Source organism: Pseudomonas sp. MD195_PC81_125 (genome assembly GCF_014060985.1).
Classification (GTDB): Bacteria; Pseudomonadota; Gammaproteobacteria; order Pseudomonadales; family Pseudomonadaceae; genus Aquipseudomonas; species Aquipseudomonas parakoreensis.
In genome coordinates this window covers 1-1,603 of record NZ_JABULD010000520.1, presented here as the reverse complement: position 1 = coordinate 1,603, position 1,603 = coordinate 1, and the positions used below count along the sequence as shown (strand labels likewise).

Genomic DNA, 1,603 nt, shown 5'->3' with positions numbered 1-1,603 from the left:
ACCTGTAGGAGCTGCCGAAGGGCTGCGATCTTTTCCAGCACACCATCGATCACCTATGGGCTTGATAGCTGGAGTCAACCCGGCCAACCCCCTAGAATCGCCCCCACGATCAAAGGAGACGACTTCATGCTGATGGTGATTTCCCCCGCCAAGACCCTCGATTACGAAACACCGCCGGCGACCCAGCGCTTTACCCAGCCGCAATACCTCGACCATTCCCAGGAGCTGATCCAGCAACTGCGCGAACTGAGCCCGGCACAAATCAGCGAACTGATGCACGTGTCCGACAAGATTGGCGGCCTCAACGCCGCGCGTTTCGGCAGCTGGACGCCCGCCTTCACCCCGGAAAACGCCAAGCAGGCGCTGCTCGCCTTCAAAGGTGATGTGTACACCGGCCTCGACGCCCAGTCCTTCAGCGAAGCCCAGTTCGACTACGCGCAAAAGCACCTGCGCATGCTCTCCGGCCTTTATGGCCTGCTGCGTCCGCTGGATCTGATGCAGCCGTACCGTCTGGAAATGGGCACCAAACTGGCCAACGCCCGAGGCAAGGACCTCTACGCGTTCTGGGGCACCCGCATCAGCGAATGGCTCAACGAAGCCCTGGCCGAGCAAGGTGACGACGTGCTGCTGAACCTGGCGTCCAACGAGTACTTCTCGGCGGTCAAACGCAGCGCCCTGAACGCGCGGATCATCAACACCGAGTTCAAGGACCTGAAGAACGGTCAGTACAAGATCATCAGCTTCTACGCGAAGAAGGCCCGAGGACTGATGAGCCGTTTCGTGATTCAGGAAAAAATCAATGATCCCGCCCTGCTCAAACAGTTCGACGTGCAGGGTTATCAGTACAGCGCCGAGCAGTCGAAACCGGACAATCTGGTGTTTCTGCGCGACCACGCCCCGGAATAAAGCATGCCCAATGCACGACTCTTTCTATAACGAGTCGTGCAGCTCGCACGACGTCAAAAATCCCCCGCCCCATTTCGCCGTTTTATTGGCGCCATAAAATCGTCCCACCCAATTCTAATTTTAGTTTCACTCGACACCCGCACTTTTTTTTCAGTAGTGGCACGTAAATTTTTTTACGGTAGTGGCACAAAACTATCTAGCTCGATTGCGCACCGATTAATAAAGGCCCAAATCGAAAGTGCTATCAATTTGAGACCAGTGCCATCTTTGTCAATATTTCAAAAAATTTCAGATTTCGCGATGAGCGGGTAGGAACTATGTCCAAATGCATAGCTCATACCACCGGTAACGATTCTCGCCGAGTTTGTACGAGATAACTTACGCAGAGCGGAGAACCATGTAACCAAGTTGTCACAGCAACTTGCCTAGATGGTTCACTCATCTGATCAACTAACGATGGATAGGTGATACGCACCATAAACATCCTCTACAAGGCCAAGGCTGCGCCCCTGTAAACGTGCTCGCCTGAGCACCCAACCGCTTGATCTACGGGCCTTTCGACCGACATCAGGTGGACTGAAAACATGCACAAGAGTCTTCCAGCAAGAGGATCCGCTGCATAACAGGGCAAGTCATAACAACCAGGCCTAGTTGCGCACATCTTGAGTGCACTTATTTAGACACTCGGAACTTAGTA

General features: G+C 53.8%; 1 protein-coding gene. It reads left to right on the top strand.

The genetic code is table 11. The features are described from left to right. The first annotated feature begins 126 nt into the window (after positions 1-126). On the top strand, positions 127-906 hold the full coding sequence (gene yaaA, locus HT737_RS20670) for a peroxide stress protein YaaA (protein WP_182403914.1): 780 nt from the start codon (positions 127-129) through the stop codon (positions 904-906). The last annotated feature ends 697 nt before the right edge of the window (positions 907-1,603 follow it).

Bases quoted from the DNA above. Each gene is read 5' to 3' on its own strand.
- yaaA (WP_182403914.1), top strand. From the start codon at position 127: ATGCTGATGGTGATTTCCCCCGCCAAGACCCTCGATTACGAAACACCG.